The 22,920-nt window shown below is 70.8% G+C and carries 19 protein-coding genes and 1 pseudogene; 13 read left to right on the forward strand and 7 right to left on the reverse strand.

Annotated elements, in window-relative coordinates; genetic code table 11:
• Positions 1-212: 212 nt before the first annotated feature.
• Entirely contained in the window at positions 213-899 is a 687-nt protein-coding gene (locus EAO75_RS22745) for a transglycosylase family protein (protein ID WP_147996896.1), read from the forward strand.
• A gap of 104 nt (positions 900-1,003) precedes the next feature.
• Positions 1,004-1,540, forward strand: a complete 537-nt coding sequence (locus tag EAO75_RS22750; RefSeq protein WP_147996897.1) for a transglycosylase family protein — start codon at positions 1,004-1,006, stop codon at positions 1,538-1,540.
• Here EAO75_RS22750 and EAO75_RS22755 read toward each other — a convergent pair.
• From EAO75_RS22755 to EAO75_RS22765, 3 genes are read right to left on the reverse strand one after another with little or no spacing between them, the layout of a single operon-like run.
• A complete protein-coding gene (locus EAO75_RS22755; RefSeq protein WP_147996898.1) occupies positions 1,470-2,150 on the reverse strand; it encodes an ABC transporter ATP-binding protein in 681 nt (226 codons plus the stop codon). The genes EAO75_RS22750 and EAO75_RS22755 overlap by 71 nt on opposite strands.
• Positions 2,147-4,921: an ABC transporter permease subunit gene (locus EAO75_RS22760; RefSeq protein ID WP_147996899.1), complete on the reverse strand. Its 2,775-nt coding sequence runs from the start codon at positions 4,919-4,921 to the stop codon at positions 2,147-2,149. Before EAO75_RS22760 ends, EAO75_RS22755 begins: the two co-directional genes overlap by 4 nt.
• Positions 4,922-4,932: 11 nt before the next feature.
• Positions 4,933-5,409 (reverse strand): hypothetical protein, encoded by a 477-nt coding sequence (locus EAO75_RS22765; RefSeq protein WP_147996900.1) that lies wholly within the window; start codon positions 5,407-5,409, stop codon positions 4,933-4,935.
• Positions 5,410-5,586: 177 nt separating this feature from the next.
• Here EAO75_RS22765 and EAO75_RS22770 point away from each other — a divergent pair, with 177 nt between their 5' ends.
• The 4 genes from EAO75_RS22770 (at position 5,587) to EAO75_RS22785 (ending at position 8,979) form a co-directional block, all read left to right on the forward strand.
• The gene (locus EAO75_RS22770; RefSeq protein WP_147996901.1) at positions 5,587-6,138 is read left to right on the forward strand and encodes a hypothetical protein; all 552 of its coding nucleotides are present in this window, start codon (positions 5,587-5,589) and stop codon (positions 6,136-6,138) included.
• Positions 6,113-7,408, forward strand: coding sequence for an ABC transporter substrate-binding protein (locus EAO75_RS22775; RefSeq protein WP_147996902.1), 1,296 nt, complete (start codon positions 6,113-6,115; stop codon positions 7,406-7,408). Before EAO75_RS22770 ends, EAO75_RS22775 begins: the two co-directional genes overlap by 26 nt.
• Positions 7,409-7,484: 76 nt before the next feature.
• Positions 7,485-7,931, forward strand: coding sequence for a hypothetical protein (locus EAO75_RS22780; protein WP_147996903.1), 447 nt, complete (start codon positions 7,485-7,487; stop codon positions 7,929-7,931).
• Positions 7,932-7,938: 7 nt separating this feature from the next.
• Positions 7,939-8,979 carry a helix-turn-helix transcriptional regulator gene (locus tag EAO75_RS22785; protein ID WP_147996904.1) on the forward strand — a complete coding sequence of 347 codons (1,041 nt, stop codon included), beginning with the start codon at positions 7,939-7,941 and terminating at the stop codon, positions 8,977-8,979.
• Here EAO75_RS22785 and ctaD read toward each other — a convergent pair.
• Positions 8,867-10,552, reverse strand: a pseudogene (gene ctaD, locus EAO75_RS22790) (cytochrome c oxidase subunit I); the annotation flags it as partial. The gene EAO75_RS22785 and the pseudogene ctaD sit on opposite strands and share 113 nt — an antisense overlap.
• Before the next feature lie 460 nt (positions 10,553-11,012).
• Between ctaD and EAO75_RS22795 the strand changes: the two are divergent.
• Positions 11,013-11,228: an I78 family peptidase inhibitor gene (locus EAO75_RS22795; protein WP_147996905.1), complete on the forward strand. Its 216-nt coding sequence runs from the start codon at positions 11,013-11,015 to the stop codon at positions 11,226-11,228.
• A gap of 89 nt (positions 11,229-11,317) precedes the next feature.
• Here the strand turns inward: EAO75_RS22795 and EAO75_RS22800 are convergent, their stop codons facing one another.
• Positions 11,318-12,349 carry a phosphatase PAP2 family protein gene (locus EAO75_RS22800; RefSeq protein ID WP_147996906.1) on the reverse strand — a complete coding sequence of 344 codons (1,032 nt, stop codon included), beginning with the start codon at positions 12,347-12,349 and terminating at the stop codon, positions 11,318-11,320.
• Between the two features lie 434 nt (positions 12,350-12,783).
• On the opposite strand from EAO75_RS22800, the gene EAO75_RS22805 reads away from it, so the two are divergent.
• Together EAO75_RS22805 and EAO75_RS22810 are read left to right on the forward strand one after the other, a co-directional pair.
• On the forward strand, positions 12,784-14,385 hold the full coding sequence (locus tag EAO75_RS22805) for an MFS transporter (protein ID WP_147996907.1): 1,602 nt from the start codon (positions 12,784-12,786) through the stop codon (positions 14,383-14,385).
• Between the two features lie 123 nt (positions 14,386-14,508).
• A complete protein-coding gene (locus EAO75_RS22810; protein WP_147996908.1) occupies positions 14,509-15,699 on the forward strand; it encodes an acyl-CoA dehydrogenase family protein in 1,191 nt (396 codons plus the stop codon).
• A 38-nt stretch (positions 15,700-15,737) separates the two neighbouring features.
• On the opposite strand, the gene EAO75_RS22815 is transcribed toward EAO75_RS22810, so the two are convergent.
• Entirely contained in the window at positions 15,738-16,175 is a 438-nt protein-coding gene (locus EAO75_RS22815; protein ID WP_147996909.1) for a cell division protein SepF, read from the reverse strand.
• A gap of 321 nt (positions 16,176-16,496) precedes the next feature.
• Between EAO75_RS22815 and EAO75_RS22820 the strand changes: the two genes are divergently transcribed.
• The 4 genes from EAO75_RS22820 to EAO75_RS22835 all read left to right on the forward strand — a co-directional run bounded on the left by EAO75_RS22820 (position 16,497) and on the right by EAO75_RS22835 (position 21,662).
• Positions 16,497-17,756 (forward strand): DUF5685 family protein, encoded by a 1,260-nt coding sequence (locus tag EAO75_RS22820; RefSeq protein WP_187284547.1) that lies wholly within the window; start codon positions 16,497-16,499, stop codon positions 17,754-17,756.
• Positions 17,757-18,327: 571 nt separating this feature from the next.
• A complete protein-coding gene (locus EAO75_RS22825; protein ID WP_147996910.1) occupies positions 18,328-19,233 on the forward strand; it encodes a S1 family peptidase in 906 nt (301 codons plus the stop codon).
• Between the two features lie 170 nt (positions 19,234-19,403).
• A complete protein-coding gene (locus tag EAO75_RS22830) occupies positions 19,404-20,279 on the forward strand; it encodes a slipin family protein (protein WP_147996911.1) in 876 nt (291 codons plus the stop codon).
• 300 nt (positions 20,280-20,579) lie between these two features.
• Positions 20,580-21,662, forward strand: coding sequence for a S1 family peptidase (locus EAO75_RS22835; RefSeq protein WP_147996912.1), 1,083 nt, complete (start codon positions 20,580-20,582; stop codon positions 21,660-21,662).
• Positions 21,663-21,801: 139 nt separating this feature from the next.
• Here the strand turns inward: EAO75_RS22835 and EAO75_RS22840 are convergent, their stop codons facing one another.
• A complete protein-coding gene (locus EAO75_RS22840) occupies positions 21,802-22,866 on the reverse strand; it encodes a DUF3533 domain-containing protein (protein ID WP_147996913.1) in 1,065 nt (354 codons plus the stop codon).
• Positions 22,867-22,920 lie beyond the last annotated feature (54 nt).

Raw genomic sequence — 22,920 nt, forward strand, 5'->3', positions numbered from 1 at the left:
ACTGACAAGGAGTTGGTTGATGTCGACCGGTCGAAGTCCCTACATTGCTCCGCCGTGTGCAACGAGCACCGCTCGGGTACGTCCGCCGACCGCACCAGCCAGCTTCGCAGCACGACCTGTCGGCGGACGGGGCGAGCGCGGCTCACGCGCCTCATGGCGTGGTGAGCGGCGTTCCGCCTTGGGGGATCCCGAGTTCTTCGAGAGGGACCTACATGTCCGAATGTGCCGATAACACTCACGACAACGCTCGGAAGGCGCCGAAGGCTTCGAACGGAAGCCGGACTCGTACGACGGCGGTCCTCGCCGGGGCGGCACTGCTCGCCCCGCTCGGACTGCTGGCCGCTACAGGCAACGCCGCAGCGGCGGACAGCGGAGTGTGGGACCGCATCGCACAGTGCGAGAGCGGCGGCAACTGGCACATCAACACCGGCAACGGCTACTACGGCGGACTTCAGTTCTCCGCCTCCACCTGGCGCGCGTACGGCGGTACGGCCTACGCGCCGACGGCGGACCAGGCCACCAGGGCCCAGCAGATCGCCGTGGCCACCAAGGTCCAGAGCGCCCAGGGATGGGGCGCGTGGCCGACCTGTTCGGCCCGGGCCGGAGCGAACGGAAGCGCACCCGCGGCTTCCGCCACCGGCTCGGCGCCCTCCTCCGGCAAGGCGGCCCCGTCGACCGCCAAGTCGGCCCCGTCGACTCCGTCGCAGACGCCGGAGCGCTCCTCGGGGCACACGAACCGCGACGCGTCCCGCGGCGACTACACCGTCCGCGAGGGCGACACGCTGAGCGGTATCGCCGCCCGGCACGGCACCACCTGGCGGCAGCTCCACGCCGCCAACAAGTCCGTCATCGGCGCCGATCCCAACCTGATCATGCCCGGGCAGCGCCTCGAACTCTGAGCGCCGCCCTCGGGGCCCCGCCCGGTCCGCCGACCGGGTGGGGCGCCTGCGGCCGTCGGACGTGCCGCACCGGTCGGCGGCAATGAGCTGCCTAGCGTGCTCATATGAAATACGCACCGCTCACGATCGCCCTCACCGCCGCCCTGTTGACCGCCGTCACCCCGGGCGCGTCGCACGCCACGTACGCACCTCAGGTGGCGGCTCCACATCCGGCCTCCGGCCCCCCACCCAAACCTGCGTCCCTGGCCTGTGCCAAGAGTCATTGGCCATGGGGCTGTGTCGCCAAGTGCGAGAGCGGCGGCGATTGGAAAATCAACACCGGCAACGGCCACTACGGCGGACTCCAGTTCTCGCAGCCGACCTGGGAGGGCTTCGGCGGGCGGAAGTACGCCCCGCGCGCGGATCTCGCCACCCGCAAGGAGCAGATCGCCATCGCCCGGAAGGTGGTGGCCGTGCAGGGCTGGGGGGCCTGGCCGCACTGCTCCAGGCGGTACGGGCTCAAGGGCCGTATGAAACTGGAGAAGCCCCGCTCCGACGTCGCCAAGAACCGCCTGACCCCCGGCCTGCTGCTCATGCCGAGGGGCGCGAGCCGGTTGGGCGTGCCGCTTTCCGGCGCTCGTATTCGCCCGCCTCTCCGCTGAACACGACAGCGCCCCGCCACAGTTCGTGAACGACTGCCGCCCTGCCCCGCAGGACGGGCGGCAGTCGTTGCTCGGCGACGATCACGCACGCGTCGAGTCCGGCCAGCAACTCGTACGTACGGGCGGCGACCGTCGGCGACATGCCCTGCGCCGGTTCGTCGACGAGCACGACACGCGCGCGTGCCAGCAGGGCGCGGGAGAGCGCCAGCATGCGCTGTTCGCCGCCGGACAGCGTGCCGGCGCGGCGCGCGAGGAGGGACTCCAGCCGCGGGTAGGCGTCCAGGGCGTCGTCGTACGACGGGGCCGCGAGTTCGAGGTTCTCGCGGACGGTGAGGGAGCCGAAGACCGCCTGCCGCTCGGGGACCAGGCACAGTCCGCGGCGGGCCCGCTCGTCGGCGGCCACCCGGGTCACGTCGACGCCGTCCCAGACCACCGTGCCGCCGGTCAGGCGCACCGTGCCCGCCAGCGCGCGCAGGGCTGTCGTACGGCCGGATCCGTTGCGTCCCAGGAGGACGGTGAGGCCGGGGCCCGCAGCGGCGACGGTGACGCCGTGGAGGGCCTCCAAGGGGCCGTAGCGCACGCGCGCGTGGCGCAGCGAGAGGGTCGTCATGCCGGGGTCTCCTGGGTGCCTGCCGCGTCGAGTACGCGGTCGGGTGGGCCGGAGGCGACGATGCGGCCCGCCGTCATGACGTGCACCGTGTCGGCGAGGTCGGCGACCAGGTCGAGGTCGTGCTCGACGACGAGCAGGGCCATGCCGTCCGCGGCGAGGGCCTTCAGGACCCTGGTGAGCGCTCCGACTTCCGCCGTGTCGAGACCGGCGGCGGGTTCGTCGAGCAGCAGGACGCGTGGGCCGCCCGCGAGAGCCCGGGCCAACTCGACACGCCGGAGTGTGCCGGTGGGGAGACCGGCGGCGGGCAGGGAACGTACGGGGCCGTCCAGGGTGAGGAGTCTCAGGGCGCGTTCCACGGCTGACGGGTCCTGGACTCGTCCTTGCTCGGCGCCTACGCGGACGTTCTCGGCGACGGTCAGTGACGGGAAGACGGCCAGTTGTTGGAAGGTTCGGGCGATGCCGAGGCGGGTGCGGGCGTGGGCGGGGAGGTGGGTGATGTCGCGGGGGCCGAGCCTGACTTGTCCCTGTGCGGGGCGGTGAGTGCCGGCGAGGCAGTGGAACAAGGTCGTCTTTCCCGCGCCGTTGGGGCCGACGATCGCGGTGATGTGGCCGGCGGGGACGGTGAGGGTGATGTCTTCCAGGGCGGTGAAATTGTCGTAGCGGGCCTGGAGGTGGTGCGTGGTGAGGGTGGGTGCGGGTGCGGGTGCGGGTGCGAGTGCTCGTGCGCGTGCGTGGGTGGGCACGCGGCCTTCGGCCGCGTTCGGGTTCCCACCCGCACCGCCCGTGCGGGATTCGTCGTCGGGTGCGGGTGGCCCTTGTGGGGGCCGAACGCCGTCGGCGACCTCGGCGGGGTGGGGCGCGTGGGGGCCCGATGCCGTCAGGCCCGTCAGGGTCGGCCGGGGTGCGGGTTCCCGCCCCAGCGGTCGCAGTCGGCTGCGCACCCCAAGGCCCACCGGCGTCAGACTCGCCCTGCGTCGCAGACCCAGCCTCACCGCCGCCGTCCGAACCGCCTCGTACGGCCCCCCGGGGAACCGTCCCACCAGCACCGCCAGCACCCCGATCAGCGCAGCCGCCACGCCGCCCCGGGCGCCCGCGTCCAGGCCGACCAGGAGGGCCGCCGCTGCCAGGGCGCCCAGGGTGCTGTCGGCGCCCAGGACCACCACCGCGGCGAACCAGAGCAGGCCGCGGACGGGGTCGTAGGCGGCCGGGTCGAAGGCGCGCAGGCCCATGCCGAGCATGCCGCCGCCCAGGGCCGCGAGGGCGGCGCCCGAGACGAAGGCCAGGAGCTTGAGGGAGGGCACCTGCACGCCCGCCGCGGACGCCCCGGACTCGTGGTCGCGCATCGCCGCCAGGGCCCGTCCGGTGCGGCCCCGGCGCAGCAGCCAGGTCGCCAGCAGGGCCGCCGCGAGGAGGACGAGTTCCAGGACGTAGTACGCGCGGTCGCCCTCGAAGCCCGCCGGGCGGCCGAGGGACAGGCCCGAGATCGCGTACGGCTGGGTGAAGACGAAGCGGCTCACACCGACGCCGACCGCGAAGGTGGCCAGGGCCAGCGCGAGGCCGCGGCGGCGAACCGCCGGCCAGCCCGTCAGGAGGCCCAGCGGGGCCACCAGGACGACCGCCAGCGCCAGTGCGGCGAGCTCCGGCAGGCGCGGCAGGCCAGGGAAGCGGCCCGCCGCCAGCAGGGCCGTGAACAGGGCGCCCAGGCCCGCGTAGGCCCCCTGCCCGAGCGAGATCTGGCCGCCGCGGCCCGTGACCACGACCAGGGACAGCAGCACCACGCCCAGCGCCGGCACCTGCACCGACGTATGCAGGTCCGAGCCCGCGAAGCCCAGCGGGAGCAGGAAGAGCACGACCGCGACGATCCAGGCGCCCGCGGGCGTCGGCACGCGCGCGGTGGCCGAGCGGGGGAGCGCGTCGCGCGTGCCGACGCTCGGCAGGGCCAGGGCTGCGATCAGCAGGGCCACCACGAAGAGGTTCGTGCTGACGGCCTGGAGCAGCGGGGCGCCCCAGCCCGAGGGGTGCAGGCGTGTCAGCTGGCTCTGGGCCACCCCGATGGCCAGCGCCGTCACCACTGCGACCGGCAGGCTGCGCATCCGCGCGACCACCGCGACCGCGACCACCTCCATGACCAGCAGCGGCATGCCGTACGGGTCCAGGCGCACGTACGGCGCCAGCAGTACGCCCGTCAGGCCCGCCGTGAACGAGCCGAACGCCCAGCCCGCCGCCGCGACCCGGTCGGCGTCGATGCCCCCGAGGACGGCCAGCTGCCGGTCGTCGACCACGGCACGCAGCTCCCGGCCGAAGCGCGTCCAGCGGATCACCGCGCCGACCCCGGCCGCCAGCAGCAGCGCCACCGTCAGCTGGCCCCAGGGGTCCGCCGACACCAGCTCCGGCGCGTCGTCGCGCGCTCCCTGGCCCCACAGCAGCGCCGCCCCGCCCACCAGCAGCACGAACACGCCGATGGACGCCACCAGGGTCTGCGCCGGATCGCTGCCCAGGACGGACAGCGGCCGGAAGACGAACCGTTCCAGCAGCATCCCGATGCCGGGCGCCAGGATCAGCAGCGTCACCGTCGCGCCCGCCCACAGCGGCCAGCCCCACTCCACCACGCACTGGCGCAGCGCATACGCGCACACCATCGCGATCGCCCCGTGCGCGAAGTTCAGCACGCCGGTCGCGCGGTACGTCACGACCAGGCCGATCCCGGTGAGCGCGGCGGCGCTGCCGACCGACAGGCCGGCCAGCGTGAGGTCGTACGTCAGGGAGGACATCGGGGCGGACCTCAGTCGTCCGCTTCGGCGGGCTCACAGATCGGGCACGGGCCCAGCTCGCCGCTGCGGACCAGCTTCGCGTCGACGGGGACGGCCTCCACCTTCCCGGCGACCAGCGGGCAGTCCGCGCGGTGCCAGAGGGTGCCGCCGGGCACCATCAGCAGGTCCCCGCTGACCGCCAGGGGAGCCGTGGCGTCCTGCCCGGACTCATCGGCGTCGGCGGGCTCCGCGGCCACCAGAAGGCCGTACAGCTCGTCCACGCGCGCGGCGGCGAGTGCGCCCCGGCCGTGGGTCAGCAGCACCGACCCGGCGATGATCAGCGCGGCGCCGGGCACCGTGCAGGACGCGAGATACGGCAGCTGACGCTCGGCGAACCGCTCGCCGGAGACGCCGTACCAGCCGATGACGCACAGCACGGCGCCGGCCGCGAGCGCGGCCCAGCCGGCCCACAGCACGGGGTGCACGGTCCGCAGTCGGGCTGTCCGCATCGCCGGCTCCCACACGTCGGGTTCTGGTCCATGCGCATCCGGTTTCGGTGCCCGTGCACCGGCTTTCCGCGCATGTGCCTGTCCATGTCAGCCAATGGCTTGCACTATGCCTCCTGCAAGCTGACCCTGAAAGCACCGGGCGCACACGGCCCGGATCGACACCCGGTGGTGAGCCAGATGGTTCTCGGGAGCGACCTCAGGCGGCGCGGCGCACGCAGGGGACGGGGGACGGTGCTGGCGGCCGCCCTGCTCCTCTTCCTCGCCCCGGCCCTCGTGGCGTGCAGCGACGACGAGGGAGGCGGCGGCAACGAGACACCGCCGACACCGACCGTCGAGCAGACCGAGCCGTCACCGGCCGCGACGGCGCCCGCCGACGCGGGGGCGGCCGAGACGGAGATCAAGCAGAACTGGCAGAAGTTCTTCGACCCGAAGACCACGACGGAGGACAAGCAGACCGTCCTGGAGAACGGCGAGCAGATGGCGCCGGTCCTCCAGGCCTTCAGCGGTGACGAGCGCGGCGGGCAGGTCCAGGCGCAGGTCTCCAAGATCGAGTTCACCTCGCCGACCGAGGCGAACGTGACGTACGACCTGACCCTCAAGGGCGCGACCGCCCTGCCGAACGCCTCCGGAACCGCGGTCGAACAGGACGGCACCTGGAAGGTGTCCGCCAAGACCCTGTGCGCGCTGGTCCAGTTGAGCGGCAATGGGTCACCGATCCCTGGGTGCTGAGGCGGCGATCGCCGTGCTGCTGCTGACTCTGAGTACGGCGTGCGGCAGCAGGCTGCCGGAGAGCGACTTCGAGCACCGCGACCGGGGCGCACCCTCGCAGCCGGCCGCGGCGGGCACCCCGATCCGCGTCGGCGTCATCACCAGCGCCACCAGCCCCGTCGGCGGCAACGCCTTCACCGGCCCGCGCGACGGCGCCAAGGCGTACTTCGACCGCCTCAACGCGCGCGGCGGCATCGACGGCCGCCGCGTCGAGGTGCGTGAGTGCGACGACGGCGGCAGCGGCGTCGGCAACAACGAGTGCGTGCACGAGCTGATCGACGAGGACAAGGTCGTCGCGCTGGTCGCCACCACCGCCCTGGACTACGCGGGCGCCTCACGCGTCTCACGCGCGCGCGTGCCCGATATCGGCGGCCAGCCGATCGGGGCCGCCTACGACACCTGGCCGCACCTGTACGGCATCTACGGCAGCCTCGCGCCCCGCGACGGCACCACCGGCTGGGACGGCAAGCAGTACGGCGGAACGGAGGTCTACCGCTACTTCAAACGCGAGCACGGCGCCCGTACGGCCGCCGTCGTCTCCTACAACCAGCCCGCATCCGCCGCCTACGCCCGGCTCGTCGAGCGGGGATTGAAGGCCGAGGGCTACAAGGTGGTCACCGAGCAGGTCGACTTCGCGCTGCCCAACTTCCGCGCGGTGGCGGCCGACCTGAAGGAACAGGGCGCCGACCTCGTCTTCGACGCCATCGACACGCACGGCAACGCCCGGCTGTGCGAGGCGATGGACGACGTCGGCGCCGAGGTCACCGCCAAGGTCACGAACGTACAGAACTGGACGTCCACCGTCGCCGAGGACTACAAGGACTCCCCGCGCTGCCGCAACGCCCTGTGGGCGACCGGCTCGTCCCGCAACTTCGAGGACACCGACCAGGACGCCGTACGGGAGTTCCGGGACGCCGCGTCGGGCCTTCGGACCCACTCCCAGTGGCAGCTGGAGGGCTGGGCCGCGGCGATGTGGTTCACGGACGCGGCGAAGGCGTGCGCCGGACAGGGCGTCACGCGCCGTTGCGTCGACGACCACATGAACCGCAGCCAGGGATACACCGCCGACGGCCTGCTGATCCCGGTCACATTCGAGAGGCTGCCCGAGCCGCCGAAGAGCCGCCGGACCTGTCTGTCGGTGGCGCGCTGGGAGGACGGCCGGGGCTGGGTGTCGCAGGGAGACATGAACGACACGTGCTTCGAGGTGCCGCAGCTGTCGTACCAGCCGTGAGGCGCAACCAAAAGGCCGTATCGCCGGTCCAACCTCCAACCGACACAGCACAGAGCCGAGGGAGGAACCGCAGCGCATGACGCCCGTGCCGCAGGCCGCACCACTGCGCGCCGACTGCATCGCTGATTCGGCCGGTGGACTGACCTTCGACGTCACCGCCGCCGGGTCCACCGAGGCGGCTCACCTCGTCCTGCGCCACCGCGAGGGCCGCGAGGAGGTCACCCTGCCCCTGGCTCCGGCCACGACGGGCCGCCTGCGCGCCGCCCTGCCCAGCAGCGTGTCCCTGCCGGAGGGCCACTGGGACGCGTACGCAAGCGTCACGGAGGAGGAATCGGACCATCGTCTGGCGCCGGGTGCCATGGACGTGCACCCCTCCGCCTCCCGGGTGCCGTACGAGACCCGGCAAGGAAACCTGAGCGTCGAATGCCGGGTACCGGTAACCCGCTTAGGGGCGCGGGCAGCTGCGCGATCAGCCACCATGGACCCGCACCCGCCCACGAAACCCGCGTTCCCGAGCCAATAGGCGCCCCATGCTGGACACCTCCGCAAGACTCCTGCGGCTGCTCTCCCTCCTCCAGGCCCACCGCGAATGGTCCGGCCCCGAACTCGCCGGCCGCCTCGGTGTCACCCCGCGCACGATCCGCCGCGACGTCGACCGCCTGCGCGAGCTGGGCTACCCGGTCAACGCCAGCCCCGGCACCGGAGGCGGCTACCAACTGGGCGCCGGCGCCGAACTGCCACCCCTGCTGCTGGACGACGACGAGGCCGTCGCCGTGGCCGTCGGCCTGCGCACCGCTGCCGGCCAGGGCATCGAGGGCATCGGCGAGACCTCGGTGCGGGCCCTCGCCAAGCTGGAGCAGGTCCTGCCGAACCGGCTGCGCCGCCGCGTCGGCGCCCTCAACGCCTACACGGTGCCGATGCTGCGCGGCCCCCAGCCCTCCACCGTGGACCCGGCCGTCCTCACCGAGCTCGCCAACCTCTGCCGGGACGCCGAGCGGCTGCGCTTCGAGTACCGCGACCACGAGGGCGCCCCCACCCGCCGCAGCGTCGAACCGCACCGCCTCGTGTGCAGCGAGCGCCGCTGGTACCTGGTCGCCTGGGACCTCGACCGCGAGGACTGGCGGACGTTCCGCGTCGACCGCATCACCCCCAGGCCGCCGCACGGCCCGCGCTTCGCCCCGCGCACCCCGCCCGCCGAGGACCTCGCCGCGTATGTCTCCCAGGGCGTCTCCACGCGCGCGTACGCCTCACACGCCGTCATCCGGCTGCTGGTTCCCCTGGCCGAGGCCGCCGAACGCGTCTCGCCCTCCGCGGGCACGCTGGAGGCCGACGGGGAGGGCGCCTGCATCCTGCGCACCGGGGCCGCCGGCCTCGACGTGATGGTGCTGCACGTGATGATGATGGGCTTCGAGTTCGAGGTGCTGGAACCGGACGGGCTGACCGAGACGATCAGTCAGGCCCGGGACCGGCTGTCCCGGGCGCTGGAGCGCGGGACTCCTCGAGCTCCGTCTGCTCGGGGTGATGCAGGTCGAACGCCGGGGACTCCGAGCGGACCCTCGGCAGCGTCGTGAAGTTGTGCCGCGGGGGCGGGCAGGAGGTCGCCCACTCCAGGGAGCGGCCGTAGCCCCAGGGGTCGTCGACCTCGACCTTCTTGCCGTACTTGGCGGTCTTCCAGACGTTGTAGAGGAACGGCAGCGTCGACAGGCCCAGCACGAACGCGCCGATCGTCGAGACCGTGTTGAGCGTGGTGAAGCCGTCGGCCGCCAGATAGTCGGCGTACCGGCGCGGCATGCCCTCCGCGCCCAGCCAGTGCTGCACCAGGAACGTGGTGTGGAAGCCGACGAACAGCGTCCAGAAGTGGATCTTGCCGAGCCTTTCGTCGAGCATCTTCCCGGTGAACTTGGGCCACCAGAAGTGGAAGCCGGCGAAGATCGCGAAGACGACCGTGCCGAAGACGACGTAGTGGAAGTGGGCGACCACGAAGTACGAGTCGGAGACATGGAAGTCCATCGGCGGCGACGCCAGGATCACCCCGGTCAGACCGCCGAACAGGAACGTCACGAGGAAGCCGGTCGCCCACAGCATCGGGGTCTCGAAGGACAGCGAGCCCCTGATCATGGTCCCGGTCCAGTTGAAGAACTTCACGCCCGTCGGGACGGCGATCAGGAAGCTCATGAAGGAGAAGAAGGGCAGCAGCACCGCGCCCGTGACGAACATGTGGTGCGCCCACACCACGACCGACAGACCGGTGATCGCCATCGTCGCCCCGATCAGCGTCAGATAGCCGAAGATCGGCTTGCGGCTGAAGACCGGGATGATCTCCGAGATGATGCCGAAGAACGGCAGCGCGATGATGTACACCTCGGGATGGCCGAAGAACCAGAACAGGTGCTGCCAGAGCAGCGCCCCGCCGTTGGCCGCCTCGAACACCACCGAGCCGAACCGCCGGTCCGCCTCCAGCACCAGCAGGGCCGCCGCCAGCACCGGGAACGCCATCAGGATCAGGATCGACGTGAACAGCGTGTTCCAGGTGAAGATCGGCATCCGGAACATCGTCATGCCGGGGGCGCGCATCCCGATGATCGTGGTGATGAAGTTGACCGCGCCGAGGATCGTGCCGAAGCCGGCCAGCGCCAGGCCCATGATCCACAGGTCGGGGCCGATGCCGGGCGAGCGCTCCAGGCTGTTGAGCGGGGCGTAGGCGAACCAGCCGAAGGCGGCCGGCCCGTCCGGCACGATCAGCGAGCCCATCACGATCAGACCGCCGAACAGGAACAGCCAGTACGAGAACATGTTCAGCCGCGGGAAGGCGACGTCCGGGGCGCCGATCTGCAGCGGCATCAGCTCGTTGGCGAAGCCCGCGAAGGACGGGGTCGCGAACAGCAGCAGCATGATCGTGCCGTGCATGGTGAACAGCTGGTTGAACTGCTCGTTGCTCACCAACTGCATCCCGGGCCGGGCCAGTTCGGCCCGCATCAGCATCGCCATCACACCGCCGGCCAGGAAGAACACGAACGACGTGATCAGGTAGAGATGGCCGATCTTCTTGTGGTCGGTGGTGGTCAGCCAGTCGACGACCACACGGCCGCCCGGCTGGAGGCTGCGCATGGGCCGTGCCGTCGCCTGTGCGGTCTGCGTCCCCATCGCTCGCTCGCCCCTTCGCTCGTCGCGTCCCGGGCCCGCTGAAGCCCGCGTCGCACGCGCCGACGCGAGCTCACGCCATGATGCTCGCGTCGGCGGCGCTCCGACAGAGGGCGTACGGAGGTCCTGTGGTGGAACCATGTACTTTCCGTGCGGCGCCGGCTCCCGTGACCCGCGCGGAATCGGGGAGAAAAAGAGTCCGCGGGCAGTTCCTCGGGAACTTTTCCGCCGCGCTGTCGGACAGGGCGGCGCGACACGCGGGAATTACGATCGAATGCCTGCGGAAGGCCCAGAGAATCCCTCGTCCGTGTGACGGTCCGTCGATGTTGAAGGGACCGAAACGCGTGTCGTGATTCTGTGACAAAAGCGTGACCCGAGAGGGACGTGTGCCCCCGGATGGCCGCTACAAAGGATCCCGGTCGGATCTGGCCCGATCCCTCGGCGAGGCCCTAGCGTTGGCCGCATGGCACCCATTCCGAAACCCCCCGCAGAACCCCAGGACAACCCGGACGCGTACGTCGGTCTCGCCGCCGACGGGGCTGAGCGACTCGCCCGTGACCGTGGGTGGTCGACGGTGCGTTCGCTGCCGCCGGGGGCGATCATCACCATGGAGTACCGCGTGGGCCGGCTGAACTTCGAGGTGAAGGACGGCCAGGTGACGCGGGCCTGGAAGGGCTGACACACGGCGACGGCCCGGCTCCTCCACAGGAGCCGGGGCCGTCGCCATGCGGGTGGTCGTGTGTACCGAACCCGCGCTGAGGGGGCGGGTCAGCCGCCGCCGGTGAGGGGGCGGGCCGCCTGGGTCCCGCCGCCTCGGGTGATGCGGTCCGTGTGCGGCGGGCGGCGGGTGCCGGCCGGGGTGACCGGCGTGCGCTCCGCACGGGCGGTGTGGGGGCCCGGCGCCAGGTAGACGGGTGCGCGCGGGGAGCGGGCCGGGGACGACGCCTCGCGTGCCGCGGCCTCGTCGTCGACGGCCGTGGGGCGCGGCTTGAGCTGCACCGGGGCCCCGACCGGGGCGGGCGCCAGCGGAAGGGAGCCGGCCCGGCGTGCCCGCCAGTGGTCGCGCAGGTCGAAGAGCCAGGTCTCGGCGCGGGCGATCAGCGGCTCGAACCACGGCAGCGCGAGCATGATCAGCAGACCGGCGGCCCAGCCGAGCAGCACGTCGCTCAGCCAGTGCGTACCGAGGTACACGGTGGACAGACCCACGCCCAGCGAGGTCACCGCGGACAGGGCCGACAGCCAGCGGCGCGCTCTCGGGGTCGAGGCCAGATAGGCCAGGATTCCCCAGGTCACCACGGCGTTGGCGGTGTGGCCGCTGGGAAATATATCGCCGCCCAGGCCCATCTCACTCGACCCGATGGTGGTCGCGTAGTGCGGGCCGAGGCGGCCCATGCCGAGCTTGGCGGCACCGACGGTGATGTTCAGCAGCAGCAGCGAGACGCCGAGCGCGAGCAGCGGACGCAGCGTGTGCTGGCGCCAGGAGCGCCAGCCCAGCCAGGCCGCGACCATCACGGCGGTCGGGCCGCGCTGGCCGAGCACCACGTAGTAGTCGACGAACGCGTGGATCTCCGCCCACTGCTGGTACGGGCGGAAGAACATGACCTGCCAGTCGAGCCGGACCAGCCACGAGGTGATGACGACGGCCCACACGATGGCCCCGTAGAAGGCCAGGGTCGCGGAGAAGAGCACGATCCTGTGCCGGGTCATCCGCGGCACATCGATGTGGGCCGGGCGTTCCGGTTCCCGGTCCAGCCTGGCGAAGACCCGGTCCAGACGGGTCAGCTTTCGTTCGGTACACACCCAATCGACGTTACAGCGAGTGAGCGCAGTTCAAGGGCGAATCCACGGCTTTGTGATGACGATGTGATGTGGGATTCCTCTCAGGAGGGGGTTTATTTCCAAGGAATCCGTAATCATCGCGGGCTGCGCCCTTCAATTCCTTTGATCATTCTGTTCGTTCGTTTTTCACTGCTTATGAATTCGTTCACCGAATCCTTGGGTGGAATTCTCCTGGAGATCACCGGTCCGGGTCGGTGGGTGTGGCGTACGCCACACGCGTTGGTGTGGAGTCTGAGAGGTCCGCCACTCGGCGCCGACGGGGACTCGCGTACTCTGACGAGTCACTCGCCCTTAGTTGCGCGGGCCGGAGACCACCGCTCCTCTCCGGCCGAGTCGCGGGGAGTCCCCACCCCGTGTGCCCGCCGAGGGCGAGGAAACATCTGGGAGGTACGTACATGTCCGGGACGACCACGGCTGCCGCTGCGCTGCGCCGTCGGGCGGCCGGGGCCGGTGCCAACCGCTGGGTCGTCCTCGTCGTCCTCTGCGTCAGCCTGCTGCTCGTCGCCGTCGACGCGACCGTGCTCCATGTGGCGGTGCCCGCCGTCACCGAGGACCTCCGCCCCGGCGCGATAGAACTGCTCTGGATCGTCGACATCTACCCGCTCGTCTGCGCCTCGCTGCTGATCCTCTTCGGCACGCTCGGTGACCGGGTGGGCCGCAGACGCGTGCTGCTGCTCGGCTACGCCCTCTTCGGCGTCGCTTCCGGCCTTGCGGCCCTCGCGCACGATCCACAGGTGCTGATCCTGGCCCGCGCCCTGCTCGGCGTGGGCGGCGCGATGATCATGCCCGCGACTCTTTCGATCCTGCGCCAGGTCTTTCCCGACCGGCGCGAGCGGGCCCTCGCCATCGGCATCTGGAGCGCCGTGGCCGCGGTCGGCGCGGCGGTCGGACCGCTGCTCGGCGGTTTCCTCCTCGAGCACTTCTGGTGGGGCTCGGTCTTCCTCGTCAACATCCCGCTGATGCTGGTCAGCCTCCCGGTGGGCCGGCTGCTGCTGCCCGAGTCGAAGGGCGACGGCAAGGGGCCCTGGGACGTGGTCGGCGCGCTGCTCGCGGCGGGCGGGCTGTTCGGCGTCGTGCTGGGCGTGAAGCGGCTCGGCGGCGGAGAGCCGGCGGCGAGCCTGCTCACCCTGGTGCCGCTGGTGGTCGGCGCGGTGATGCTGGTCCTCTTCGTACGACGCCAGAAGCGGCGGACGTATCCGCTGGTGGACCTCAAGATGTTCGCGCGACCGGCGTTCAGTACGTCCGTCGGCTGCATCGTGCTGGCCATGCTCGCGCTGGTCGGCCTGGAGCTGATCGCGGCGCAGTACCTCCAGCTGGTGCTCGGGCTGTCGCCGCTGGAGACGGGCCTGAGGCTGCTGCCGCTGACCTTCGCGGCGATGGCGTCCGGGCTCGCGGGCGCGCGGATGCTGCGGCGGTTCGGCCCCCGGCGGATGGTGTGTGCCGGGTTCTGTCTGACGGCCCTCGCGGTGGTCGTGCTGACCGCCATGGGCGGCGAGGACAACCCCGGGCTGCTGCTGGTCGGGTTCGTGCTGCTGGGCTTCGGCCTTGAGACGACGCTCTTCGGGGCGTACGAGTCGATGCTGAGCGAGGCTCCGCAGGAGCAGGCCGGCGGGGCGGCGGCGATCGGGGAGACGTCGTACCAGCTGGGCGCCGGCATCGGCATCGCGCTGCTGGGCAGCGTGATGAACGCGGCGTACGCCCCCGGGCTGTCGGCCGTGCCGGGTGTGCCGGCGTCGGCCTCCACGGCGGCCTCGCACTCGCTGGGGGAGGCCTACGAGGTCTCCGCACAGCTGGGCGGGTCGGCGGGGGTGGCCCTGAGACACGCGGCGCGGAACTCCTTCGTGCACGGGCTGCATGTGACGTTGCTGGTGAGTGCGGGGTTGTTGCTGCTGGGCGCGGTGATGGCGTTGCGGCTGCCGCGGGTCATGCAGTGCGAGGCGCCCGCCGTGGAGTTGCCCAAGCCGAGGGAAGTCGCGGAGTCCCGCGTCTCGGCTTGACCGAGCCTTCTCCGACCCGCGGTTGCGCGGTCGCGTACTGGACGTGCGGGACGCCGAGTCGTAGCGTCGGCCGCACAGTCGTGACTAGCGGTGCTAGTTTTAGTCGTCGCCGGAGGGTCTCCCATGTCCGCGTCCTCGAAGTTGCCCCCTTTCGACCCCGCCGACCCCCTCGGTATCGACGACCTCCTGGAACCCGAGGATCTGGCCATCCGGGGCACCGTGCGGGAGTGGGCCGCGGATCGGGTCGTGCCGTATGTCGCCGACTGGTACGAGAAGGGCGAGCTGCCGGGGATTCGTGAGCTCGCCCGGGAGCTCGGGGAGATCGGCGCGCTCGGGATGTCCCTCGACGGGTACGGGTGCGCCGGGGCCTCCGCCGTGCAGTACGGGCTCGCCTGTCTGGAACTGGAGGCCGCCGACTCCGGCATCCGGTCCCTGGTCTCCGTGCAGGGATCCCTCGCCATGTACGCCATCCACCGGTTCGGCAGCGAGGAGCAGAAGCAGGCGTGGCTGCCCCGCATGGCCTCCGGCGAGGTCATCGGGTGCTTCGGGCTGACCGAGCCCGACCACGGGTCCGACCCCGGCTCCATGCGGACGTACGCCAAGCGGGACGGCTCCGACTGGGTGCTGAACGGGCGGAAGATGTGGATCACCAACGGGTCCGTCTCCGGCGTCGCCGTCGTGTGGGCGCAGACCGACGAGGGGATCCGAGGGTTCGTCGTGCTGGCCGACAGCGCCGGGTTCTCCGCACCGGAGATCAAGCACAAGCTGTCGCTGCGCGCCTCCGTCACCAGTGAGCTCGTGATGGACGACGTACGGCTGCCGGCCGATGCGGTGCTGCCGGACGTCGTCGGGCTCAAGGGGCCGCTGAGCTGTCTCTCGCACGCCCGGTACGGGATCGTGTGGGGGGCCATGGGCGCGGCGCGCTCCTGTTTCGAGGCCGCCGTCGACTACTCGAAGACCCGGGAGCAGTTCGGCCGGCCGATCGGGGGCTTCCAGCTCACCCAGGCCAAACTCGCCGACATGGCGCTCGAACTGCACAAGGGGATTCTGCTCGCCCACCATCTGGGGCGGCGCATGGACGCCGGTCGACTGCGTCCGGAACAGGTCAGCTTCGGAAAGCTGAACAACGTCCGCGAGGCCATCGACATCTGCCGTACGGCGCGGACGATTCTCGGTGCCAACGGGATCTCGCTCGAATACCCCGTGATGCGGCACGCGACCAATCTCGAATCGGTGCTCACCTACGAGGGCACCGTCGAGATGCACCAGCTCGTGCTGGGCAAGGCACTCACCGGGCTCGACGCCTTCCGCTGACCCCACCAGGTGGGGCAGGGCCGGTGAACGGCCCTGCCTCAGCTCTGGTTGTAGAAGCCGTCCTCGCGGTGAGCCGCCCGCTCGCCGCTGATGATCTCCGTGTCGGCCGGGGTCAGCAGGAACACCCGGTTGGACACCCGGTCGATCGAGCCACGCAGGCCGAAGATGAGCCCCGCCGCGAAGTCGACGACACGCTTGGCGTCGGCCGGCTCCATGGCCGTGAGGTTCATGATGACCGGGACCCCCTCCCGGAACAGCTCGCCGATGGCGCGGGCGTCCCGGAAGCTGTCCGGAGTGACCGTGCCGATCCGGCGGCCCTTCTCCTCTGCGACGTCCGTGGCCACCTTGACCCGCGGGTCGGTGACCCAGGCCTCCCCGGGCTCGGTCCCCTCGGAGTAGTCATCGTCGTAGTAACGCTCGTCATCGTTGTCGTCAACGAGGCCCAGCCAGGCACTCGCCTTGCGCACCGATCCCATGGACGCCTCCTCTCACAGCGGTCTTTTTGCTTTCCGCATCCCTATGGTCATCCATGATGCGGACGTCACGCCAAGTGGATAGACGCCGCGCGGGGGGTTTGTGACGGTACTGGTGCACAGCGAATACGTCGAGAGCCCGTGTCCCCCAAGGGGCATGCCACGTACGGCTGCTGACTGTGAGTGAAATATGATTCTTCACGGCGTTTGGGTGATGTGGGGTGCGTACGGGTGAACGAGAAGCCGTGGCGATCGAGACGCCGGCCGGTACGATGCGGCAGCTCAGCGTCGTAGTTGCGAACGTAAGAACCTCGGGGGAGCGTCATGTTCGGAATAGTCAGGCCCTGTCGTCATCGTCTCGGCGAGAGCCTTGCAGGCCAATGGATGGCGCATTTGTGCGGGCTGTGCCTCTCGTTGCGTGGGGACCATGGTCAGTTCGCGCGGATCGTGACGAACTACGACGGGCTCCTCATCTCCGTTCTGACGGAGGCTCAGGCCCAGAAGGACAGTGGACTGAGGCGTACGGCGGGACCGTGCCCGCTGCGCGGGATGCGCACCGCGTCCGTCGCGCAGGGTGAGGGCGCTCGGCTCGCCGCCGCCGTCTCGCTGGTGCTCGCCTCGGCCAAGGTGCGTGACCATGTCGCCGACGGAGACGGGCTGCTGGCCCGCAGGCCGGTGGCGCTCGCCGCGCGCCGGGTGGCCGCGGGGTGGGGTGCGGCGGGTGCCCGCAGCGGCTCGGCCGTCGGGTTCGACACCGCCCTGCTGGTCGACGCCGTGGACCGGCAGGTCGGCATCGAGGCGCTCGCCGGGATCGGGACGCCGATCCTCGCCGTGACCGAGCCGACCGAGACGGCGACCGCTGCCGCCTTCGCGCACACCGCGATCCTGGCCGGACGGCCGCACAACGCCGAACCGCTCGCCGACGCCGGGCGCCTGTTCGGACGGCTGGCGCACCTCCTGGACGCCGTGGAGGACCGGGCGGCCGACGCCGAGGCGGGTGCGTGGAACCCCCTCACCGCGACCGGGACCTCGCTCGCCGAGGCGCGACGGCTCGCCGACGACGCCGTGCACGGGGTGCGGCTGGCGCTGCGCGAGGTGGAGTTCACGGATGCCAAGCTCGCCCACCTCCTGCTCGTGCACGAGCTGCGGCGCTCGGTGGACCGGGCGTTCGGCACGGTGCCGACCTGTTCGTCGCACGCGTCGCACGCGTCCCATCAGCCCGGGCCCTATGGGCAGCAGCCGCAGCAGCCGCAGCCGGGGCCTTATGGGGCGCCGCAGAATCCGTATGCCGTTGGCGGGAATCCCTACGCCGGTGGTGGGGGAGTGCCCGGTGGTGGCGCCGGTTCAGGCGGCGGTGGCGGTGGTGACTTCGGCGGGTTCGGCGGTGGACCGGTCCCGCAGCCGCCGAAGGGGCGGCGTGGGTTCTGGGCCGGCTGCGGGATGTTCTGGCTGCTGTGCTGCACCTGCAAGCTGTGCTGCGCGAAGGAGTACGAGGGCCCGTGGTCCCGCAAGAAGCGCGAGGGCTGCTGCCGTGACTGCGACTGCGACGGGTGCGACTGCTGCTGCCCCTGCGACGGTTGCTGAGCGCTCGGCGCTGGCGCCGCGACGGGCAGTCGATCGTCCGCAGGTCCGTTGTGGCTGGTCGCTCCCCCAAGCTCTCGGCTTCGCTCTAGCGGGGGGACCCCCATCGCGGCGGAGCCGCATATCGACACGGTCCCGCGCCCCTCACGGGGCGCGGGCGCGATGCCGCGGAATTCGTCGGCGCCGGTTACTTCCGGACATCCCTGATGCGAGGACCGCGCCGTCCGTGCTCAACCGCGACATGTTGCCGCTCCGCGCCCTCGCCGGCCACCTCGTGCGTCCCTTTCCGCCACCTGGCAACATGCCGACCTCGCTGCCGTCGCGCGGGAGTGCAAGCTGCGCCGACCGGCTCTGACCGGCTCTGACCGGGGCAGGAGCGGTCAACTCGCTCAGATGGTTCAAAGATTGACGGCCGAAAGGCGCCCTTGCGCCGACCGGTCGTTCGACCGAATACTCCCCCTCAGCGCTTGTCAGGGGCACGGCATGTCCGAAATCCGGACTTTCGCCCGTCTGACTGCGCCTCACGGGCCCCGACCCCACGCGGGCCCCCAACTCCCCTTGGAGGGAACGAAAAGTGAGGATCAAGCGCACCACCCCCCGCAGTGGCATTACGAGACGGACCCGGCTGATCGCCGTATCCACCGGCCTCGTGGCCGCAGCCGCGATCGCGATCCCCAACGCGACCGCCGCGGAGACTCCCGCCACCTTCAGCGCCGCCCAGCTCAAGAGCGCCAGCGGCTCCGTGCTGAAGGCCGACATCCCCGGCACCGCCTGGGCCGTCGACAGCAAGACCAACCGTGTCACCGTGACCGTCGACTCCACGGTCTCCCAGGCGGAGATAGCGAAGATCAAGGAGCAGGCGGGCGGCAATGCCGACGCGCTCACGATCAAGCGGACCGCCGGCAAGTTCAGCAAGTTCATCCAGGGCGGCGACGCCATCTATGCGAGTAGCTGGCGCTGCTCGCTCGGCTTCAACGTCCAGGACAGCAGCGGCAACCAGTACTTCCTGACCGCCGGCCACTGCACCGACGGCGCCGGCACCTGGTGGTCCAACTCGGGCCACACCACGGTCATCGGCTCGACCGCCGGCTCCAGCTTCCCGGGCAACGACTACGGCATCGTGCGCTACTCCGGTTCCGTCAGCCGGCCCGGCACCGCGAACGGCGTGGACATCACCCGCGCGGCCACGCCCAGCGTGGGCACCACCGTCATCCGTGACGGCTCCACCACCGGCACGCACAGCGGCCGGGTCACCGCCCTGAACGCCACCGTCAACTACGGCGGCGGCGACGTCGTCGGTGGCCTGATCCAGACCACGGTCTGCGCCGAGCCCGGCGACTCCGGCGGTTCGCTCTACGGCAGCAACGGCACCGCGTACGGTCTGACCTCCGGCGGCAGCGGCAACTGCACCTCCGGTGGCACGACCTTCTTCCAGCCGGTCACCGAGGCCCTCAGCGCGTACGGCGTCAGCGTCTACTGACGTCCGGCGGACATCGGTAGCGTTACGGCCTGACCAGCAGCCAGCAGCATGTGAGCCCCCGCACGCAACTGTCGTGCGGGGGCTCGCCCTTGCTCGCTCCGCGGGGTTACCGTCGACGTACAGGCAGTACTCCCCTGTAATGCGCCCACGTCGGACCCTGGGGGTCGGTGATGGTCGAGGAGCTGGTGGCGGCGGGAGTGACGCTCGCGTCCGCCGCAGTCGTGTACGTGGCGGCGGCCGCGCGCGTCGTCAAGCAGTACGAACGGGGGGTGGTCTTCCGTCTCGGGAAGCTCCGGTCCCAAGTGCGCGGGCCCGGCTTCACGTTGATCGTTCCGGGCGTCGACAAGCTGCGCAAGGTGAACATGCAGATCGTGACGATGCCCGTGCCCGCGCAGGAGGGCATCACGCGGGACAACGTCACGGTCCGGGTCGACGCCGTCGTCTACTTCAAGGTCACCTCACCGGCCGAGGCGATCGTACGGGTGGAGGACTACCGCTTCGCGGTCTCGCAGATGGCGCAGACGTCGCTCAGGTCCATCATCGGCAAGAGCGAGCTGGACGATCTGCTGTCCAACCGCGAAAAGCTCAACCAGGGACTGGAGTTGATGATCGACAGCCCGGCGATCGAGTGGGGCGTGACGATCGACCGGGTCGACATCAAGGACGTGTCACTGCCCGAGACCATGAAGCGGTCGATGGCGCGGCAGGCGGAGGCCGATCGGGAGCGGCGGGCGCGGGTCATCAACGCCGACGCGGAGCTCCAGGCCTCGAAGAAGCTGGCGGAGGCGGCTCATCAGATGGCCGATGCGCCGGCCGCCCTTCAGTTGCGGTTGCTGCAGACGGTGATGGCGGTGGCGGCCGAGAAGAACTCCACCTTGGTGTTGCCGATTCCGGTTGAATTGCTGCGATTTCTGGAGAAAGGGGCGCAAGTTGCGCCCTCCGTGCGGGAACCGGCGAGGGGGGCACAGCGGCCGGAGTCTGTTGAATCGCGGACCGCACAGGATGAACTTCCCTCCGGCGAGGACAGCTTGGATGTGGACCTTTGAGGGTGATTTCAAGACAGGAGTAGACCTCACGCGCTGCTTATGGTTCGCTCGCTTGCGGTGTTTGCTGAGCGAAGAGAGCGGGTGTGACTGTGCACGGTCAAGGCCGTGGGGGCGTGCAACCGTGTTCTACGCGCGTCCTGAAGTCGGCCTTGTGTGCTCCCTTCGAACCTAGGAATAGTGAACCTTGTTCAACCGGCACGGGCGTGGCTTTTGTTGTGAGCCGCCTCCGTAGCCGTACGCCTTCCGGTCCGGCGAGGTCCCCACAACCTCTCGGGCCGACCCCCCACAGGAGGACGTAAGTTGAAGCACCGACGCATACCCAAGCGGCGTGCAGCCGTGGCAGGTGCGGGCATCGCCGCACTGGTTGCCGCGGGAGTTACCTTGCAGAGTGCGAACGCCAGTGAGACGCCTGAGGCGTCCGCGCCGAAGACCCTGTCGGTCGGCGCGGCCGGAAAGCTCGCCTCGACGCTGGCGAAGGACCTCGGCGGTGACGCCGCGGGCACGTACTACGACGCGCAGACCAAGAACCTTGTCGTGAACGTCCTCGACGAGGTCGCGGCCGACGCGGTCGAGGCCGCCGGCGCCAAGGCGCGGGTCGTCGAGAACTCGCTCGCCGAGCTCAAGAGCGCCCGTACGACGCTCAAGCAGGACGCGACCATTCCCGGCACCGCCTGGGTGACGGACCCTTCGACCAACAAGGTCGTCGTCACGGCTGACCGTACGGTCTCCAAGGCCGAGTGGGCCAAGCTCGGCAAGGTCGTCGACGGGCTGGGTGCCACGGTCGAACTCCAGCGGACGAAGGGGGAGTTCAAGCCCTTCGTCGCGGGTGGCGACGCCATCACCGGTGGCAGTGGCCGTTGCTCGCTCGGCTTCAACGTCGTCAAGGGCGGCGAGCCGTTCTTCCTGACCGCCGGGCACTGCACCGAGGGCATCACGGACTGGTCGGACGCGGACGGCAACGCGATCGGCACCAACGAGACGTCCAGCTTCCCGGACAACGACTTCGGGCTGGTCAAGTACACCGCCGAGGTCGGCCACCCGAGTGAGGTCAACCTCTACAACGGCTCCTCGCAGGCCATCAGCGGGGCCGCCGAGGCGACCGTCGGCATGGAGGTCACCCGCAGCGGGTCGACCACGCAGGTGCACGACGGCAAGGTCACCGGGCTCGACGCCACCGTGAACTACGGCAACGGTGACATCGTCAACGGGCTGATCCAGACCGACGTCTGCGCCGAGCCGGGTGACAGTGGTGGGTCGCTGTTCTCGGGTGACAAGGCGATCGGGCTCACCTCCGGCGGTAGCGGTGACTGCACCTCCGGTGGGGAGACGTTCTTCCAGCCGGTGACTGAGGCGCTGTCTGCCACGGGTACCGAGATCGGCTGACGCCTTCGTCGTCGCTTTGCGGAGTCCCGTCCCTCGTGTGGGGGGCGGGGCTTTCGCGTTCGCCTGCGGCGCATGTCTGCGTTGACGCCCGCCGCTGAGGGCGGACACTCCCCGGCACGTCCCCGGGAATCGGCGCTGTTCATGTGCCGGCAGGTGCGCCGGCCGGCGGCTTTGCGGGCTCCTTGCCGCGCAGGGTTCCCGCCAGGAGTGTGACCACGATCCCTGCGGCTGCCCATGCGGAGAGGACCAGTAGGGAGTCGGTCACGTCGTTGCCTCTGAAGTAGGCGATCGAGCGTGCCGCCCAGGTGCCCGCCCCCGGTGGCAGGGCGGGGCCGATGTCCCGCCAGAACGGTGGGAGCAGTGGGGGTGGCAGGGCGCCGCCCGCGCTCGGGTTGCCGAGGATCACCACGACCAGGATGGCCAGGCCGATGCCGGCCAGGCCGAAGATGGCCTGGAAGGCGAGCGTGGCCGCGCCCACCGCGAAGACGATCAGGGCGCCGAGGCCCCAGAGGGCGGCGATGCCGCCCGGCAGGCCGTTCAGGATCGGGCCGACGATCAGTGCGCCGCCCAGGCCGGTGACGATGGCGACGAGGGCCATGACGATGAGGCGGATCACCGAGCGTCTCGTGGTGGGGCGGCCGGAGCCCGAGCTGATCGTCATGATCGATGCGCAGAGATAGCCGCCCACGCACCAGCCCACGGCCAGGTAGAAGGACGTGAGGCCGTTGGCGTCCTGTGGGTCGGCCGGGGCCACGTCGATGGTGCGGAGCGTGCGGGCCTCGGATCTCTCCAGGGTGGCGACCAGGGACTCCAGGGTGGCGGCCAGCACCCTGCCGCCTCCGGTGGCGACCAGGAGGGTGTCGGTGGTGCCGGCCGGGTCGATCAGCAGGGCCCCGTCGATCTCGCGGTTCAGGATCTGGCTGCGGGCCGTCGCCGCGTCGGGCAGGGCGCGTGGGTTCAGGGGATCGTCGGGCAGGTTCTGCAGGCGGGTCACCGTCTGCTGGGCGGCGACCTGGGGGGCCACGACTCCCAGGGGCACGTTCTTGGGCTTCGGGTCGTGGAGCGCGCCCACGTAGGAGGCGATGAAGAGCAGGGCGAGGATCACCGTGCCGGTCACGAGCACCGTGGCTCGTGGAGTGACTGCGTCCTTCACCTCGGCGAGGAAGGGGCTGCGGGGGGTGTCGGCGCCGGTGGTCTGCGTCATGCCCCCACGGTCCGGGGAACGGGGTGTTTGCGCAGGTGGGAGGCGGCCGAACGG

This window comes from Streptomyces sp. UW30 (assembly GCF_008042075.1).
In the GTDB taxonomy this organism is placed as follows: Bacteria; Actinomycetota; Actinomycetes; order Streptomycetales; family Streptomycetaceae; genus Streptomyces.

Coding starts and splice junctions, on each gene's coding strand:
- EAO75_RS22805 (WP_147996907.1), top strand. CDS start 12,784: ATGTCCGGGACGACCACGGCTGCCGCTGCGCTGCGCCGTCGGGCGGCC.
- EAO75_RS22745 (WP_147996896.1), top strand. CDS start 213: ATGTCCGAATGTGCCGATAACACTCACGACAACGCTCGGAAGGCGCCG.
- EAO75_RS22785 (WP_147996904.1), top strand. CDS start 7,939: ATGCTGGACACCTCCGCAAGACTCCTGCGGCTGCTCTCCCTCCTCCAG.
- EAO75_RS22760 (WP_147996899.1), bottom strand. CDS start 4,921: ATGTCCTCCCTGACGTACGACCTCACGCTGGCCGGCCTGTCGGTCGGC.
- EAO75_RS22765 (WP_147996900.1), bottom strand. CDS start 5,409: ATGCGGACAGCCCGACTGCGGACCGTGCACCCCGTGCTGTGGGCCGGC.
- EAO75_RS22755 (WP_147996898.1), bottom strand. CDS start 2,150: ATGACGACCCTCTCGCTGCGCCACGCGCGCGTGCGCTACGGCCCCTTG.
- EAO75_RS22830 (WP_147996911.1), top strand. CDS start 19,404: ATGGTCGAGGAGCTGGTGGCGGCGGGAGTGACGCTCGCGTCCGCCGCA.
- EAO75_RS22815 (WP_147996909.1), bottom strand. CDS start 16,175: ATGGGATCGGTGCGCAAGGCGAGTGCCTGGCTGGGCCTCGTTGACGAC.
- EAO75_RS22840 (WP_147996913.1), bottom strand. CDS start 22,866: ATGACGCAGACCACCGGCGCCGACACCCCCCGCAGCCCCTTCCTCGCC.
- EAO75_RS22775 (WP_147996902.1), top strand. CDS start 6,113: ATGGGTCACCGATCCCTGGGTGCTGAGGCGGCGATCGCCGTGCTGCTG.
- EAO75_RS22780 (WP_147996903.1), top strand. CDS start 7,485: ATGACGCCCGTGCCGCAGGCCGCACCACTGCGCGCCGACTGCATCGCT.
- EAO75_RS22770 (WP_147996901.1), top strand. CDS start 5,587: ATGGTTCTCGGGAGCGACCTCAGGCGGCGCGGCGCACGCAGGGGACGG.
- EAO75_RS22750 (WP_147996897.1), top strand. CDS start 1,004: ATGAAATACGCACCGCTCACGATCGCCCTCACCGCCGCCCTGTTGACC.
- EAO75_RS22810 (WP_147996908.1), top strand. CDS start 14,509: ATGTCCGCGTCCTCGAAGTTGCCCCCTTTCGACCCCGCCGACCCCCTC.
- EAO75_RS22795 (WP_147996905.1), top strand. CDS start 11,013: ATGGCACCCATTCCGAAACCCCCCGCAGAACCCCAGGACAACCCGGAC.
- EAO75_RS22820 (WP_187284547.1), top strand. CDS start 16,497: ATGTTCGGAATAGTCAGGCCCTGTCGTCATCGTCTCGGCGAGAGCCTT.